The organism is Actinosynnema sp. NPDC053489, assembly GCF_044544865.1.
Classification (GTDB): domain Bacteria; phylum Actinomycetota; class Actinomycetes; order Mycobacteriales; family Pseudonocardiaceae; genus Actinosynnema.
Genome location: NZ_JBITXT010000018.1, coordinates 60460 through 75202, shown reverse-complemented (window position 1 = coordinate 75202; position 14743 = coordinate 60460). Strand labels below are relative to the sequence as shown.

Sequence of the window (14743 nt, the reverse complement as noted above, 5' to 3'; positions counted from 1 at the left end):
CCCCGGCCGATACTGGCGGGGTGCCCGGAGCGGACCGGGTCCTGCACGCCGACCTCGACCGGTTCGTCGCCGCGGTCGAGGTGCTGGGCCGGGACGAGGCGTTCCCGGGCGTGCGCACCGACGACCCCGGGGCATTGGCACGGTCGCGGAGCCGGCGCGGACCTCACCGGAGGAGCCGGCCGCGCGGTTCGGCCCGGTGATGGGCCCGCACCTCCGGAACCTGGCGCTCGGCGCGGGCGGGACGGAGGTCGTCGCGACGCCGTGGGGGCCCGGTCGCGCAGCCGCGAGACCACGTTCCAGCACGGCCTGACCGAGCCGGACGAGATCCGGGAGCAGGTCCGGCTGCTCGCGCGGAGGGTGGCGCGGGACGTGCGCGACGAGGGCCGGCCCGCGACCCGGGTGGTGGTGAAGGTGCGGTTCGCGCCGTTCTCCACCCGCACGCGCGGCGTGGGGCCGGCGGAGCCGGAGCAGATCGAGGCCGCGGCGGCGCCGGCGAGGTTCGACGACAGCCGCGCGGTGCGCCTGCCGGGTGTGCGCGCCGAGTTCGGCGAGGGCGAGCGCGCCGGTCAGGCGGTGAAGCCGTCGAGCAGGGCGTAGAGGCGGGCGGCGGTGGCCCTGTCGAACTCGGGCCGGTCCAGGGGGACCGGCGTGCCCGCGCGGGACGCGGTCAGCGGTGCGGCGGGCGGGTCGACCAGGAACCGGTGCACCTGGCCCGCCGCGGTGGCGGTGGATCTCGCGAACAGCCGGGCAGCCACGTCCAGGGCCCGGCCGCGCAGCCCGCCCACCTGCGCGCCGAGGCCGCTGTCCACGAACATCGGGTTGTGCAGCACGTACCGCACGGCGCTGCCGGGGTGCCGGTCGGCGAAACCCGCGCCCAGCAGGTCGGCGGCCCGCGCGCCCTGGCTGACCGCGTGGAACGGCCGGTACCCGCGGTGGTGCGCGAGGTCGTCCCAGCGGATGCCCGGCCCGCGCGGTCCCGCCACCCCGCACAGGCTCACCACGACGGGCGCCGCCGACCGCTCCAGCACCGGCAGCAGCCGTTCGACCAGCAGGAACCGGCTCACCGCGTAGAGCGCGAAGGTGTGCTCCAGGCCGTCGGCGGTGATCACGCGGCGGGGGTTGAACCGGCCCGCGCCGAGCACGAGGTGGTCCACGACGTCGAACTGCGAGGCGAGCTGCCCGGCCACCGCGGCGGTGCCGGCGACCGTGCCGAGATCGCCGCGGACCAGCTCGACCCCGGCGGGCGCGGCGGCCGACCGGCCCACCACCGCGACCCGGTGCCCCTCGCGCGCCAGTCGTTCCGCCAGGGCCCGGCCGATGCCGTTCGTGCCACCCGTGATCACCGCGTTCGCCATGATCCGAGCCTGACCCGTGCCCCGACGACCCGGAAGAAGGCACATCCATGTCACTGGTCCCCGTGCCCGTCACGGCCGCCGACCGCGCCGCCTGCTCGGCGGCGGACCTGCTGTCGCGCGTCGGCGACAAGTGGAGCGTGCTCGTGCTGGCCCTGGTCGCCGAGCGGCCCTACGGCTTCAACGAACTCGACCGCGCCGTGCACGAGCTGAGCCGCCGCATCCTCACCCGCACGCTGCGCGCGCTGGAACGCGACGGGCTCGTGAGCCGGGAGGTGCGGCCGGGCCGGGCGGCGGGTGTCGAGTACGCGGCGACCGCGCTGGGGCGTTCCCTGCTGGAGCTGGTGGTCCCGCTGGGGCTGTGGGCGGTGCGGCACCAGGACGTCATCGCCGCCGCGCGGTCGTCGTTCGACGCCGCCCGCCGGTGAACGCGACCGGTTGGCGCGACCGGTGAACGCGCCCGCTCGCGCGACGGGGTGACCGCGTCGCGCGAGCGGGGGTGTGGCGGTGATCAGACGCCGGCGATGGACTGGATCCAGGACCGGTACCGGGTCACGTTGGTGTAGGCGGTCGTGGTCTGCCGGTCGCTGGTGGACGCGACGCCGACCTGCACGCCGCCGGCCACCATCGGGCCGCCGGAGTCGCCGCCCGCGGTGATGCCGTCGCCGCGGCGGGCGCAGATCGCGCTGCCGCCGTAGGCGTCGGTGCACCCGCCGGTGACGACCACGTTGGCCACCTTCAGGTACTGCGACTGGCAGTTGATCTCGGACCCGCACTGGGACGTGGCGCCCCAGCCGTAGACCTGGACGGTCTGGCCGACGGTGACCGTGCCCGGCTGGCCGAGCCGCGCGTAGGTGGTCGACACGGAGCGGTCGAGCCGGACCAGCGCGAGGTCGGCCGAGTGGGTGTAGGTCTGCACGCCGTTGGCCAGGGTGCCGCCGGAGGTCTGGTCCAGGCTGCCGATGCGGAACGACAGCCCGCCGCCGCTGACGCAGTGCTGCGCGGTCAGGATCCACGTGGGCGCGATGATGGTCGCGGTACAGGTTTGCCTGCCGTTGGAGAAGAGCCTGGCCGCCCACGGAGCGTTGCTCGCGTAGCCGCCGCCGATGATGTACGGCGTCACGCCGCCCTGGTCCGCCGAGGCGGGCGCCGCCGACGCCGTTCCGACGAGGCCGAGCAGGGACAGCGCCGCCGCGGCCAGAGCCGGGATCAACCTGGTGATTCGCAAGGGTTTCCTCGATTCCGAAGACACGCGATCGCTCGCGCACAGGGGTGTCTTGGGTCACGAGATTCGTACCACCCGCCCGAGTGAACCGGGATATATCGAAACAGTTATACCGCCGCTATAGCGTGTGCCCCATGCTCGTCGAACTGGCCATCGGGGACGCGTACGGCGCGGGCTTCGAGTACGCCGATCCCGAGTTCGTGACCAGGCACAACACCCTCGCCGGGTACGTGCGGCACCCTCGGCACCACGGTATTCGACCCGGCTCGTACACCGATGACGCGCAGATGACGCTGGCGTTGGCCGAACTGCGGGCCTCCGGTGCCGAGTGGACGCCGGAGTCGGTCGCGGAGGCGTTCGTGACCGCCTTCCACCGCGACCCGCGCGAGGGTTATGCGCGCGGTTTCCAGGCGTTCCTGGAGACCGTGCACACCGGCGCGGAGTTCCTGGCGCGCATCCGGCCCCACAGCGACAAGAGCGGCGCGGCGATGCGCGCCTCGCCCGCCGGCCTGCTGCCCACCGTGGCCGACGTGCTGCACCACACCGACGTGCAGGCCAAGGTCACCCACGACACCCCGGACGGCGTGGCGGCGGCACGGGCGGCGGCGCTGGCTGTGCACTACTGCCACCACGGGCTCGGGCCGGTGGCGGAGGTCGGCCGGTGGGTCGCCGACCGGCTCGGCTCCGGGGTGTGGGCGCGGCCGTGGCGGGGCGAGGTGGGCTCGAAGGGCGTGATGAGCACCCGCGCCGCGCTGACCGCGCTGGCCGGCGGCGGCTCGCTCGCCTCGGTGCTGCGAGCGTGCGTCGCCTTCACCGGTGACGTGGACACGGTGGCGACCATCGCCCTGGCCGCCGCCTCGCGGTCCGCCGAGATCCGGGACGACCTGCCGCGGGCCCTGGTGGACGGCCTGGAGAACGGCCCGTACGGCCGCGATCACCTCGCCCGGGTGGACGAGCGGCTGCGGTAGCGGTCGAGCAGGTCGGTGGCGCGGGTCCTCGGGCCAGGGGCGGCGGACCTCGCCGAACACCGCGGCGAAGAACAGCTCCCGTCGATCGCCACCGCAGCCGGGAACCAGTGCGCCGGCTCCGCGGGCTCGGTGACGACCCGCCACACCCCGGCGGGCGGGTGCGCGAGGACCCGTTCGAACCCCGGCACGGGCCCGCCGTCGATCCGCCGCAGCTCGGCGCCCGTCAGCTCGTCCCGTCCGGTCGGCGTTCCACCGCGTCGAGGCCGTCCTCCCACATCCGCCGGTAGGGCGCGAGCCAGGCGTCGACCTCGGCCAGCGGCTCCGGCCGCAGCCGGTAGAGCCGCCGCTGGGCCTCCCGCCGGACCTCGACCAGCCCGGCGTCGCGCAGCACCCGGAGGTGCTTGGACACCGTCGGCTGGCTCACCGACAGCCGGTCGACGAGGTCGTTGACCGGCCGTTCGCCCGCCCGCAGCACGTCGAGGATGCGTCGCCGCTGCGGGTCGGCGAGCACGGCGAACATAGATGCCACATCGGCAATATAGCCACAGCGGCATATACCCGGTCAACCCGGTGGACCCACCGGATACGATGGGGACCGGCGCCTCGACCCCGGTCGCCCCTCCTGCGTGGCACGACCGCGTGAACCTTCTCCGCTCGACCGTCATCGAGGAGCCCTTCATGCCGCGCACGTTCGCCGGCTCGCCCGTCCGCGACCTGCTCGCCCTCACCTCCCGCCCCGAGGTCATCTCGTTCGCGGGCGGCCTGCCCGCGCCCGAGCTGTTCGACGTCGAGGGCCTGCGCTCGGCGTTCGACCAGGCGGTGTCGCGCCGCTCGCTGCAGTACGCGCCCACCGAGGGCGACGTCGACCTGCGCGGCCTGGTCGCCGACCGGTTGACCCGGCGGGGCCTGCCCACCGCGGTGGAGGACCTGCTGGTCACCTCCGGCTCGCAGCAGGCGTTGACGCTGGTCGTGACCGCCCTGCTGGAGCCGGGTGCGGTCGTCGCGGTCGAGGAGCCGACCTACCTCGCCGCGCTGCAGTGCTTCCATCTCGCCGACGCCCGAATCGTGCCCGTCGCCGGGGACGAGCACGGCATGGACCCCGCCGCGCTGGCCGAGGTGATCGAACGCGACCGGCCGCGGCTGCTCTACCTGGTGCCGACGTTCGCCAACCCGACCGGCCGCACGCTGACCGCCGCGCGGCGGGCCGAGATCGCCGCGCTGGCCGAGCGGCACGACCTGTGGGTGGTCGAGGACGACCCGTACGGCGAGCTGCGCTACCGGGGCGAGCCGGTGCCGCCGCTGGCGTCGATGAGCGACCGGGTGCTGTACGCGGGCAGCTTCTCGAAGGTCGGCGCACCGGGCCTGCGGCTGGGCTGGCTGCGCGCGCCGGCGTCGATCATGCGCACGCTGGTGATCGTGAAGCAGGCGGCGGACCTGCACACGTCCGCGATCGACCAGGCCGCGGCGGCGGTGTACCTGAAGTCGACGGACCTCGACGAGCACATCCGCGGCCTGTGCGCGGCCTACCGGGAGCGGCGGGACGCGATGATCGGTGCCCTGCCCGGCGCGGTGCCCGCCGGCACGCGGTGGAGCGACCCCGACGGCGGGATGTTCGTGTGGGTCGAGCTGCCGGGTGGGGTGGACACGTCGTCGCTGATCGCGGAGGCGTTGGCGCGTGACGTGGCGTTCGTGCCGGGTGCGGCGTTCTACGCGACCACGCCCGACCGGTCGACGCTGCGGTTGTCGTTCACCACGAACACGCCCGAGGAGATCGCGGAGGGGATGCGCAGGCTGGCGCCCGTGCTGCGGTAGCCCCGGGGTCAGCCCCCGTCGTGCACGACCTCGGCCCGCAGGTCCGCTCCCATCGCCGCGCGGACACCCCGCACGGCGAGGCGGTCGGCGCGCTCGTTCTCGGGGTGCCCGGCGTGGCCCTTCACCCAGTGCCACTCGACCTGGTGGGGAGCGGTGGCGGCGTCGAGGCGCCGCCACAGGTCGACGTTCTTGACGGGCTGCCGGGCGGAGGTGAGCCAGCCGTTGGCCTTCCACTTCGCCATCCACGACAGCACGCCGTTGCGGACGTACGTGCTGTCGGTGTAGATCCGCACGGTGGACGGCCGCTTCAACGTCTCCAAGGCCCGGATGGGCGCCATCAGCTCCATCCGGTTGTTGGTGGTGGCCGCCGACTCCCCGCCGAACAGGTCGCGCTCGTGCGCCCCGTACCGCAACACGGCACCCCACCCGCCGGGCCCGGGGTTCCCGCTGCACGCGCCGTCGGTGTAGATCTCCACCACCTGCTCCATGCGGGGCAACATACCGACCTCGTTCGCGCGTGGTCCGGTGTGCTGCGCGTGGCGGCACTGCGTCGGTGGAGGCCGTCGCGTAAGGAGAGTTCCGCGACAACCCCGCTGCTGTCATGGACGCGTTGCGCGCAGAGTAGGAGAAAGCATCTGCCGACGGCCGGATCTGGTTCAGCGGCAGCAGTCTCGCTCATGACCTGCCCGCTCCGAAGCTGACCGCTAGGTGGACCAGCACAGGCCAATCAGCCCAAGGGCAGGCGGAAGTGCGCCACATTCCCGAGGAGTTGCTCACCAGAGCGACGCAGGCCGTCGATAACGCCCGGCGCCACCTCACCGGCGGCGTCATCGCGGGCGATGTCTCCGACAGCAGCGCCGGTGACGACGTCGCCCACGCCACGGCGGACATGCTCATCGCGGTCGCGAGGGCACTCGATGATTCTGAACCGGGTGCCCTGGCCGAGGTGGTCGGCGTCTACGAGCGGGCCGCCACAGCACCACGCAGGGGCCAGCCTTTCTGACAGACCGAGGTCGCAGCAGCACTACGCACCGCCGCACGCGACGTGTTCAAGGCGGGCATCTTCTCCAATGAAACAGCACCGGCCTGCTTGCCGCAGCCCTTGTCCTCGCGCTTGTCGCACTGCTGGTCCAGATCGCCGCGTGGAGACAGCTGAGCCGCCAGCAAGCACAAGCCACCGCCGCCACCCGCGCGGCGGCCAGGATGCACAACTACAGCGCCTACCTGGCCAAACGGCACCCACCAACTGACCGCCCGGAGCCGTTCTCATTTCAACCAGACCCGACTATCAGGCGCACACGCTGAACCGCGCGGAGCACCGGACCAGAACCGGTGCTCCGCGCTGCCCAGCCCTGGACCTTTGTCGGACGCCGAGCGGGTCGGCACAGGAGTGTGGAGTCCTGTGCCGACCCGCTCGACGTCTGCGGTCGACGGACCAGCCTCAACGCGGGCCGTGCGGACCTGGTTGGGAGTGTGGACCTCACCCCTTAGTCCGCACAGCGTGGTCTTGAGGTCACCCGGCTACGTCGTTGTAGGTGAGCAGGAACCTGCTGTGGGTCTTGTCAATGGCAGGGCCGGCCAGCTCGCTTTCCGGCGTGGCGGCGGGGTAGACGATCAGCGTGGGCTTGCGTCGATCGCGCTCGGGCGTCCAGGCTCGGATCTCATCGCACAGGTGCTCGCTCAACTCGTCGGCGGCCGGGCCGTGGCCGATCGCGCCCAGCTCCCACCGCACCTCGTCACCATTGGTCTGGCGGCGCGACGTGAGGTAGGCCAGGGAGTCGCCGTCGACCAGCGCCGGGGACCGGAACGCCTGGATCGGGTCGCACACCTCAGGCGCGACGTCGGAGTGGGCGTCGATCCGGCATACGCGCTGGTCGGTGACAGTAAGGCGGAGCCAGATCCCGTCGTGTGACTCGTCGCCGGCGATGGTGACGCCCGACCAGGCGGTGGTGCGCGGCTGGTCGAGCACTCCGCGCAGTGCGTCCAGGTCAATGGCTTGGTCCCGGTCCCAGTGGAGCTTGACCGTCTCGTCGGCGGTGATCGGGCCGCTGAGTTCGCCCTCGTCGGCGTTGACCAGGTACACGAAGCCGCACAGGTGGATCGAGTCGGCGACCAGCCGACCGTCGGTATAGGTAAAGCCGACGCTGCGTGCCTGACCGCGCCAGCGCAGCGGCGCGACCAGCCGTGCGCCGGGGGCGAGCTGCTGCCACCAGGCGGCGGGGATGTCCCAAGGCGAGACGGTGGCGATGAGGCGATCATAAGGCGCGTGGTCGGCGGAGCCGAGCCCGCCATCACCGGTAATCACCTGGACGTCGGCGTGACCTGCTGTGGTCAGGTTGCGTGAGGCTTGCGCGGTGACATCCGGGTCGATATCGATGGTGGTCACCAGGTCGGCGCGGCCGGTCAACCGAGCGAGCAGGCTGGCGTTGTAGCCGGTTCCGGCGCCGATCTCCAGGACTCGATTGCCCGGCTGGACGTCGAGCTGGTCGAGCATCATGGCGACCACGAACGGCGCCGATGCGCAGGACAGCGAGCGGCCGTCCTCGAAGCGGTGGGTGATCACCGCCTGCCACGGGTTGTAGGCGGACTTCAGGTCGGCCTCGGGCACGAACTCGTGGCGGGGCGTGTTCCGCAGGACCCGCTCCACCTCCTCGCGCTGGGCATACCCGGCCTTGCGCACCTTCTCGACCATCTCAGCGCGCAACGCCTCGGGTGAGGCGGCGGTCTCGGCCGTCGGGTCGATGGCGGTGTCGGAGTCCATCGGGTCCTTTCGTCGTTCAGCGGTCATGGTCAACCGTCCAGCAGCAGGCAGGCGTCCCATCGCGTGATGGGCGTCGTGTCGGTGGTCGCGGCACGCTGTGCCAGCCGGACACCGGCTTCCCCGTTCAGCAGCCCGTGCGGAGGCGGCGGGTGGTGGAGCAGGTGCTCGGTCAGCCGCTCGACGAGCCGGGGAACGTGGGCGCGCACCTGTTCATCGTGCTCTCCCACCCGCCAGGCAGTGTGCAGCACCCCGGCCCACCCATGGCACAGCGACACATCGCTGAGCTGGGCTAATTGGGCTTCGTCAGTCAGGCACCAGGCCAGTGCCCGCTGGGCGAAGCGCTGCCGGCGGATGTCGCCGAGGGCGAGTGCGGCCAGTTGTTGGGCGCGGGCGATGCCGGGAGTGCCGTAACACCAGGACGGGCGGTGCGGGCCAGCCGATCGTAGGGCGCCGGTGAGGTGTTCGGCTCGAGTGATCGCTCCGGGCCACCACGACCGGTGCCCGCTCCCGCGACGCCAGTGGTCCAGCCAGCGGCAGATGCGGTCCACCGCCTCGGCGTGACCGGGTACGACAATCCCACGCCGCATCGCCAGCGCCAGGAGCGTCAACGGTCCGGCGATGCCGTGCGCGACGCCGAGGTTGCCGTGTCCGCCCGCCCAGTCGGGGCCGGGACCGGTTGGTCCGCTGGTGGTCCACCAGCCCGGCAGGCCATCGTGGCGTGGTTCGGTCAGACGCACCAGGTAGACGAGCACGTCAGCCAACTGCACTCCGTGCCGCTCCGTGCTGCCGTGGCGGCGCAGGAGGTACGCGCCGAGGCCGGTCAGCCCGGAGACGAGGTCGAACTCCCGCTTGGCAGGCAGTTCGCCGGAGTCGATCCGGCGATGAGCGGCGTCCAAGCGGGCGCGGATGACCGCCTCGACATGCTCGTTCACTGCGGCCAGCGCACGGTGGTGGGTGGTTGCGGCGAGGGTGAAAGCCACAGCCGGTGCGCCGTCGAACAGCGTGGCCTGGTGCGGGTGCGCCAGCACCGGTTCGGCGACCATCGCCGTCAGCCACTCCTCAGCGTCCTCGCCCAGCTCCAAGTGCAGCAGTGCCGTGCCCGCCGCACCGTCAGCCAGTGACTGCGCCCATCGGGCGGTCCTGACGTCACGGACCTGGCCACGTCCTCGGACTGTCATGCGATGTCCTGGGTGGTTCGCCAGGCTGCGGCGGCCTGCCGCGCCAACCGCAGACAGATCGCCTCGCGGTCACGGTTCACGCCCAGCGCGCGGTTGTGGTGCATGTGCAGCAGTGAGTGCAGCACGCGGTCGATGTCCACACCTTCGGGCAGCGCTCCGCGGTACCGGGCGAGCGCGTCGGCTCGTTGCCGGTGAGCCTCCGAGACGGCGGACCATCCGGGAATGCCAGCCTGCCATCCGTCGCGGACCAACCGCGTGACCTCGTTGACCTCCGCGCGGTCGGGAGCAGCGGGCGTGGCCGGGGTGCTCAGCCAGTCCGAAGCCACGGCACGGCTGCCGAGGAACGCGGCGGCCATGTCGAACATCGACAGCCCGGTGAGCACGGTCGGGGCGACGGTGTCGGGGGCCAGGTGGGTGAGCTGGGCGAGCACCAGGTGGGAGTCCGCGGTGAAGACTTCCTCGGCCTCGTTCATGGCGATGTAGCGGCCGACCTCGGGGAAGTAGGTGTCGAACGCCAACCGCCCGATCAGCCCTTCGGCGCGCAGCCGGTCAGCCCATGCGGTGACGGCGGCCAGCGTCTGGTCGGTATCGCCCGGCGTGTCGCGGTGCACGCGTACCCGCAGCCGCAGTTGATCGGGTTCCTCCCCTTCCCGGGCCTGCGGGTAGCGGACGAACCAGCACGCGCGGTCGCCGAGCGCGGCCAGCAGTGCGGGCAATTCATGGACGAGCAGGTGGTCCATCCGGCCCGCAGAGAGGTAGAGCTTGGCGTACAGCCAGGAAGAGCTGGCCGAGCCGGGCAGGTGGCCGTGTTCGCGGGTCAGGATCGGTAGCACCTCGACGGCCGGAGCGGGCTCAGGCACCCGCACGGACGTCAGCGGCAGCACCACGGTGTGCGGATGACCGGAAAGCCACCCGTCCGCGTCCGGGTCGGCTGCTTCCAGCAACACGGCTTCGGAGTGCTTGCGCAGGTGCCGGTAGAGGATCGTTCGATGTGCGGACACGTCGAGGTCCAGCGGCAGCAACTGGTCGAAGTCGCGCAGCTCGACCCGTGCCGGGCAGCGCCACGTCGTCCGCCAGGAGTGCAGGGCTTGATCCCACTCAGCCGGATTCATCGGCAGATCCGCCTGCACAAGCCGCCACCGGGCCGCCGACAGGATGACCCGCCCGTAGCGCACTCGCGGCCGGAAGGGCAGCGCGTCGGCCGCGCCCCAGTCGAACCCGATCCAACCGACGTCCAGGGCGCGGGACAGCTCGCCGACCAGACGTGCCATCGCCGGCTGCTGCTTGGGTGCCAGGGCGTGCAACACCTGCGGTTCGACGACGCGGCGACGAGGAAGGTCCACCAGGTGCAGGCGTCGGTGCGTTGCGGTGATTGCAAGGTCGTCAACGCGGATCGCCCCATCAGGGACGTGCTCGCCGATCGACACGACGTCCGGCAGGTACGCGGGCACCCGGCACACGTTCTCCGCAGCCGGGTAGATCGGGGAGAACGACAGTTGCACCGGCGCCGCGCCGGCGGTCGTGGTCGGCAACGCGGCGAAGATCGCTGCCAGCCCCGCCTCTGGCACCAGAGTGGTGAACCGTGAGGTCAGCGTCCCGGCGGCCCGTCCGGGCGACACCGTCAGCGTGAACTCGCCACGGTCCAGAGCGGCGGCATTGGCTGCGTGGATGCGCGCACCGAGGTCGACGTGCGGCGGAGGTGTCCCCCGCTCACCGCTGGCGGCAGCCAGCTTCTCCACCAGCGCTTCGTCCAGCTCGACCTCTCGCTGTCCGAGGGCGGTGGCCTCGGCAGCCAAAGCCAGCAGCAGCTCGTCACGTGCCGAGAACACGTGCCGGTGGGCAGGCCGCGGGCTGCCCGGATAGCCGCGGGGCAGGCCGATTCCGCCGTCTCGATCCAGGACCATCCGCAGTGGTATGAGCGTGCCGGTGCCGTAGCGCTCGCAGAACGCGGCGAACCACTCTCGCCACTCGCGGCTGCCGGTGGTTTCACGGGTCAGCCGTGCCAGCACGCCAGCGGCGCGCTGCATCTCCCGGACCACCTGCTGCGGCAGCTGCACGTGAGCGTCGAGCCGGAGATCGACCGACAGCGGCACGCGCACCGAGTCCGCGACCTCCCGCATCCGCGAAGCCAGGTCAACGCGGGCCTGCTCGCTGGGAGTGTGGTTGTGTTCGGTGATCGCGCGGTGAATCCGGTTCAGTTCCTCCGCCAAGGGGGCGATGGGCAACGAGTCGGAACCCGCGTCCCGCAGACGTTCCACCAGGAACGCCAGCGGGTCGGTGACCGTGCCCGTGGCGCGCAGCGAGGTGAGCAGGAGACCGTTTCGCAGGAGGGACATCAGCATCGCCGAGGCGTCCCCGCCCTCCGGGAAGGCGTGGGCCAGCTTGTCCGAGAGGACACCGAAACCGATTGGCACGGCGGCCTCGTCCCGAACCATCGCCACCGCGGATGTCGCTCGGACGCTGACTTTGCGCGGGCCGGGCAGTTCCCACCGTCCGGCGCGCAGTTCCGCCGCGTCGTTGACGGTGACATCCAACCGCGCCACCAGCTCAGCGCAGTCCTCCAGGCGTTGCACGACCCGGTGGAGCCAGCGCGTCTCCGCACGCACGACAGGACGATGACCCGTACCCAAACGAGCGTCTGTCGAGGTTCCCACGGCCAGCGTGCTCACGCCGGCGAAGGTGCCGAACGGGGTCGGTCGGCCACGAGCGCGCAACACGTACCGGACGACGGACAGGGTGGCGCGTCGGACGTCCCGTGCTGCCACCGCGTCGCCCGACAGGATCGTCTCCACGCGGGTGGCAAGGACGGGGCTGGCGTGCCGGATCGCCGGGGCGATTCCGGGAAGGGGCCAGGCTTCGACCAACCACGAACGACAGTCCTGCTCGTCGTCAGGATCCGGCCAACGGCGGACGTCGATGACTTCAGCCGTTGCCCGGAGCAACCCGGTCCCGTGGTGTTGGTAGTGGACGAAACCCTTGTCAGCGCACATGTCTACGCCCTCCTCCCGGCATGGGGCCGGGCTTCGCACCCGGCCCCACGTCGCTCGTCGTCGTCAGATCACCGCTGCGAGTGGCAGGCAGAAAGCTCGCAGGTGTGCCCGCAGCCGTCGTCGGTCGCACACGCCGCGTCTTCGACCCCCACCTGTTCGGTCTCAATCCGTACGTCCAGGTCGAAGGCGCCCGTCGGGGCGTCCTGAAGGGCAGTAGTCACGTTGGTCTCCTTCGTTCGTTACACGCGCATCGCACGTGTGATCTTGCGGTTGGCAGCAGAGGCCATTCGGGAAGGCGGCACGGTGGTGCAGCAACTTGGTGGTGATCGGTGTCGCCGTGAGGACGTCGAGGTCTTGGTAGTCCAGTCCTCTTCGGCGAAGGGTGAATCACGTGGGATGCTCCGTTTCACCTGGTCCGCTGGACGCCATGTCCGCTGGAGCCAGCTAACGACGGTTCAGGTCGCATCGGGAGCTCGTGTGCGCTGCGTGCGCACGGTGTGCCGATTCCGGGCAGCCTCTTGACCCGATTGGGTCTGGTGGAGTAGAGGCGGGACACGTGAGGATCACGGAGATGTCGGATCCATCCCCTGGGGACGTCCTGCGCGCCGAGCGCCAGAGACGCCGCCTCACCCTGGCCCAAGCTGGCAAGCTGCTGGGCTACTCCGGCTCGGCGCTGTCCCGCATCGAACGTGGACGTCCGGTGGACACTGACACATTGCGGCGGCTGGCCGACCGCTACGGCATCCACCCGCAGCGGCTGGGACTCGCTACCGTAGGGCCAGCAGACCCTCTGAATGGCGGTGATGACGTGCTGCGTCGAGAACTGCTGGCCGGGGTGCTCGGTGTCGCCGGGGCCGCGTTGCTCGGCCTGCCCGACGCCCACGCCCAGTCCACGACAACCGGACCCGTGACCGTCGACGAGCTGCGTCGCCTGGTCGACCGCGTTCAAGCCGACTACCTGGCCTGCCGGTACTCCCAGTTGGCCGCTGGCCTGCCGCAGGTAATCCGCCACGCGCAGGCCACGCGCGCCGCCGTGGACGCCGAACAACGTGGCGAAGTGGACGCGCTGATGGCCACCGCCTACCGGCACGCCACCTGGCTGGCGCTGCGGCTAGGCGAGGACGGACTGGCCACCGGTCTGTCTGACCAGGCACTCTCGGCTGCCCGCGCGTCCGGGAACCTGCTGGTGGAGGCCGAAGCCGCTCAGATGGGTGCGGTCGTGCTGCGCCGGTTCGAGCAGCCTGACAAGGCCCAGCACTTGGTCGTGGACACCGCAGGCAAACTGCATTCCGATGCCGGCCTGGCCAGCTCTGGGTACGGCGCGGCCTACGCGATGCTGCTGGAGACCGGCGCGTATACCGCCGCCATCGCCGGCCGCCGTGACACCGCTCTGGAGTTGCACGCCGAGGCGACCACCGCGGCCCGTACCACCCGGACGGCGTTGCCCACCACGCTCACCCCGTCAGCGGTGGACGCCCGCTACCTGGGGTTGTACGAGATCAGCGTGCACCGCAAGCTCGGCGACTACGGCACCGCCATCCAGGCGGCCCGCGCCATCCGGCCCGGCACGATCACCGTCACCGAGCGGCTGGTGCGCTACTGGGAGGACGTCGCCCTGACCTTCGGCGCCTGGGGCAAGCGAGAACAGGCATTCCACGCGTTGCTCGCCGCCGAACGCGCCGCCCCGCAAGAAGTCAGGCTGCGCCCGTGGGCGCACCGCTTGACCCGGCAACTGCGCTCTTCCGGGCCGTCGCTGACAGGCTTGCGCGAGTTCGCCGTCCGTGCTGGTGTTGCCTGATCACCAGCCTGACGCGCCCGAACCGACCGCAATCGTCACCATAAGGATCCAAGGAGAACGCGCGTGTCCGCGAGCAACACCGAAGGCGGAAGGATCTTCCGGGAGGCGTGGATCGCCGGGGTCCGCAAGCACTACCTGGGCGAGCCGAAACCTGGCTACGTCGCCGCCTGGGAGGACACCCCCGACTGGGAACGCGCCTCCGCCTCCGCGGTCTACTCGCAGGTCCTGGCTTTTCTCACCATCACCGCTGGTCAAGCCGCCAAGCTGACTCGCACCCAGAAGGGCCAGTTCATCGCTGCCTGCTGGACTGGCCAGATCCACCGGCACTTTCCCGACCCCAAGCCTTCCTACGTTGCCGACTGGGACGAGCTACCAGCCTGGCAGCAGGAGACCGATGCCGACATCTTCGAGCGCGTCGAACAGGACTACGTCCCTGGGGAGTGAACTGTCGCCACCTCAGACGTCGAGCGGACCGCGCCACAGCGAACACCGTGGCTTGGGGGCGGAATTCGCTGATCAGCGTCTTGCATCGTCTGCGAGGCGGAACCGATGGTGACCAGTGCCGACTTGTCTCGTAATTCCACGGCGAAGCAGCGCGTTCGAGTTGTAACATCGTCGCCGCGTTGCGCGATGATCTCTAGCTGAGCCAAGCGCAACAG

The 14743-nt window shown here is 71.3% G+C and carries 16 protein-coding genes; 8 read left to right on the top strand and 8 right to left on the bottom strand.

Annotated elements, in window-relative coordinates; all coding sequences use genetic code 11:
• Nucleotides 1–20: 20 nt before the first annotated feature.
• Complete coding sequence (locus ACIGNX_RS31005) at nt 21–200, top strand: hypothetical protein (protein WP_396544432.1); 180 nt, start codon at nt 21–23, stop codon at nt 198–200.
• A gap of 61 nt (nt 201–261) precedes the next feature.
• Nucleotides 262–597, top strand: a complete 336-nt coding sequence (locus ACIGNX_RS31000) for a hypothetical protein (protein WP_396544430.1) — start codon at nt 262–264, stop codon at nt 595–597.
• Here ACIGNX_RS31000 and ACIGNX_RS30995 read toward each other — a convergent pair.
• Nucleotides 567–1355 (bottom strand): SDR family NAD(P)-dependent oxidoreductase, encoded by a 789-nt coding sequence (locus ACIGNX_RS30995; RefSeq protein ID WP_396544428.1) that lies wholly within the window; start codon nt 1353–1355, stop codon nt 567–569. The genes ACIGNX_RS31000 and ACIGNX_RS30995 overlap by 31 nt on opposite strands.
• A gap of 47 nt (nt 1356–1402) precedes the next feature.
• On the opposite strand from ACIGNX_RS30995, the gene ACIGNX_RS30990 reads away from it, so the two are divergent.
• The gene (locus ACIGNX_RS30990; protein WP_396544426.1) at nt 1403–1780 is read left to right on the top strand and encodes a winged helix-turn-helix transcriptional regulator; all 378 of its coding nucleotides are present in this window, start codon (nt 1403–1405) and stop codon (nt 1778–1780) included.
• Between the two features lie 83 nt (nt 1781–1863).
• Here ACIGNX_RS30990 and ACIGNX_RS30985 read toward each other — a convergent pair whose 3' ends face one another.
• Nucleotides 1864–2580 carry a S1 family peptidase gene (locus ACIGNX_RS30985; protein ID WP_396544424.1) on the bottom strand — a complete coding sequence of 239 codons (717 nt, stop codon included), beginning with the start codon at nt 2578–2580 and terminating at the stop codon, nt 1864–1866.
• Between the two features lie 131 nt (nt 2581–2711).
• On the opposite strand from ACIGNX_RS30985, the gene ACIGNX_RS30980 reads away from it, so the two are divergent.
• On the top strand, nt 2712–3545 hold the full coding sequence (locus ACIGNX_RS30980) for an ADP-ribosylglycohydrolase family protein (protein WP_396544422.1): 834 nt from the start codon (nt 2712–2714) through the stop codon (nt 3543–3545).
• 223 nt (nt 3546–3768) lie between these two features.
• Here the strand turns inward: ACIGNX_RS30980 and ACIGNX_RS30975 are convergent, their stop codons facing one another.
• On the bottom strand, nt 3769–4065 hold the full coding sequence (locus ACIGNX_RS30975) for an ArsR/SmtB family transcription factor (RefSeq protein WP_396544553.1): 297 nt from the start codon (nt 4063–4065) through the stop codon (nt 3769–3771).
• 158 nt (nt 4066–4223) lie between these two features.
• Here ACIGNX_RS30975 and ACIGNX_RS30970 point away from each other — a divergent pair, with 158 nt between their 5' ends.
• A complete protein-coding gene (locus ACIGNX_RS30970; RefSeq protein WP_396544420.1) occupies nt 4224–5357 on the top strand; it encodes a PLP-dependent aminotransferase family protein in 1134 nt (377 codons plus the stop codon).
• An 8-nt stretch (nt 5358–5365) separates the two neighbouring features.
• Here ACIGNX_RS30970 and rnhA read toward each other — a convergent pair whose 3' ends face one another.
• On the bottom strand, nt 5366–5857 hold the full coding sequence (rnhA, locus tag ACIGNX_RS30965; RefSeq protein ID WP_396544418.1) for a ribonuclease HI: 492 nt from the start codon (nt 5855–5857) through the stop codon (nt 5366–5368).
• A gap of 248 nt (nt 5858–6105) precedes the next feature.
• Here rnhA and ACIGNX_RS30960 point away from each other — a divergent pair, with 248 nt between their 5' ends.
• Nucleotides 6106–6360 (top strand): hypothetical protein, encoded by a 255-nt coding sequence (locus tag ACIGNX_RS30960; protein WP_396544416.1) that lies wholly within the window; start codon nt 6106–6108, stop codon nt 6358–6360.
• 510 nt (nt 6361–6870) lie between these two features.
• Here ACIGNX_RS30960 and fxlM read toward each other — a convergent pair.
• From fxlM to ACIGNX_RS30940, 4 genes are all read right to left on the bottom strand, one after another.
• Nucleotides 6871–8118: a methyltransferase, FxLD system gene (fxlM, locus tag ACIGNX_RS30955; protein ID WP_396544414.1), complete on the bottom strand. Its 1248-nt coding sequence runs from the start codon at nt 8116–8118 to the stop codon at nt 6871–6873.
• Between the two features lie 29 nt (nt 8119–8147).
• Nucleotides 8148–9296, bottom strand: a complete 1149-nt coding sequence (locus ACIGNX_RS30950; protein ID WP_396544412.1) for a lanthionine synthetase C family protein — start codon at nt 9294–9296, stop codon at nt 8148–8150.
• Nucleotides 9293–12286, bottom strand: coding sequence for a lantibiotic dehydratase (locus ACIGNX_RS30945; protein WP_396544410.1), 2994 nt, complete (start codon nt 12284–12286; stop codon nt 9293–9295). Before ACIGNX_RS30945 ends, ACIGNX_RS30950 begins: the two co-directional genes overlap by 4 nt.
• 68 nt (nt 12287–12354) lie before the next feature.
• Nucleotides 12355–12507, bottom strand: coding sequence for an FxLD family lanthipeptide (locus ACIGNX_RS30940; RefSeq protein WP_396544408.1), 153 nt, complete (start codon nt 12505–12507; stop codon nt 12355–12357).
• Nucleotides 12508–12842: 335 nt separating this feature from the next.
• On the opposite strand from ACIGNX_RS30940, the gene ACIGNX_RS30935 reads away from it, so the two are divergent.
• Together ACIGNX_RS30935 and ACIGNX_RS30930 are read left to right on the top strand one after the other, a co-directional pair.
• Complete coding sequence (locus tag ACIGNX_RS30935) at nt 12843–14084, top strand: helix-turn-helix domain-containing protein (protein WP_396544406.1); 1242 nt, start codon at nt 12843–12845, stop codon at nt 14082–14084.
• Between the two features lie 63 nt (nt 14085–14147).
• Nucleotides 14148–14528 carry a hypothetical protein gene (locus tag ACIGNX_RS30930; RefSeq protein WP_396544404.1) on the top strand — a complete coding sequence of 127 codons (381 nt, stop codon included), beginning with the start codon at nt 14148–14150 and terminating at the stop codon, nt 14526–14528.
• Nucleotides 14529–14743 lie beyond the last annotated feature (215 nt).